1 protein-coding gene is annotated in these 1,040 nt (G+C 43.9%); it reads left to right on the top strand.

The window, feature by feature from the left end; genetic code table 11:
- Positions 1–454 precede the first annotated feature (454 nt).
- A partial coding sequence (locus LD39_RS19560; protein ID WP_035552271.1) for an alanine--tRNA ligase-related protein occupies positions 455–1,040 on the top strand: 586 nt, incomplete at its 3' end.

Raw genomic sequence — 1,040 nt, 5'->3', positions numbered from 1 at the left:
CTGGCGGCGAGCTCGCCGGGGTACCGGGGCTGATTTTGGCTGTTCCTGTTCTTACCTTTATTAAAGTCATCTTTTCAGAAATTCGGACCGGGCGTATGAACATTGACAGATAAACGACAGTTATCTATAATAGCGCATATCAAGACTATATGAACGATCGAACACTTAGAAGGAAAAAAGTATGCAATACTCCATAAGAAGAGAGGCATTCTCTAAGGCTGAGAAGAGTGCTATGGATCAGGTTGCTGAAAGCTATTCCAGAGTGCGGCTAATCCCCGCCGTTGTCACGCCACGTTACAGGCGTTCAAGGTGATAGACGATTCAAGTCTATAATCAGGGTGGTACCGCGGATTTTAGCTCCCGTCCCTGCCAATTTTGGGCAGGAACGGGAGCTTTTCGTTTGTATAGAGTTCATTATGATACTTTTCATACATTATTAAGGAGGTATAAATCGATGAAATCATTAACATCAGCTGATGTACGTCAAATGTTTTTAGACTTTTTCAAAGAAAAAGGTCACGGGGTCGAGCCAAGTGCTTCTTTGGTCCCTCATGAAGACCCGACACTATTATGGATTAACAGTGGGGTCGCTACGTTAAAGAAATACTTTGATGGTCGAGTGACTCCTGAGAATCCAAGAATCGTCAATGCTCAAAAGTCCATTCGGACAAATGACATAGAAAATGTAGGTTTCACCGCTCGACACCATACATTCTTCGAAATGCTTGGGAACTTCTCTATAGGAGATTACTTTAAAGAAGAAGCGATTGTATGGGCATGGGAATTTCTGACGAGTGACAAATGGATCGGGTTCGCTCCGGAGAAACTTGCCGTCACTGTCCATCCTGAAGATGACGAAGCGTTCGCAATCTGGAGAGACAAAGTCGGACTGGACGAAGAACGTATCATCCGTATTGAAGAAAACTTTTGGGATATTGGTGAAGGACCAAGTGGACCTAATACGGAAATCTTTTATGATCGCGGAGAAAAGTATGGAAACGATCCTCAGGACCCAGAATTGTACCCAGGTGGTGAAAATG

This window comes from Halobacillus sp. BBL2006, assembly GCF_000786645.1.
Classification (GTDB): Bacteria; Bacillota; Bacilli; order Bacillales; family Halobacillaceae; genus Halobacillus.
This window is presented reverse-complemented; position numbering and strand designations above follow the sequence as displayed.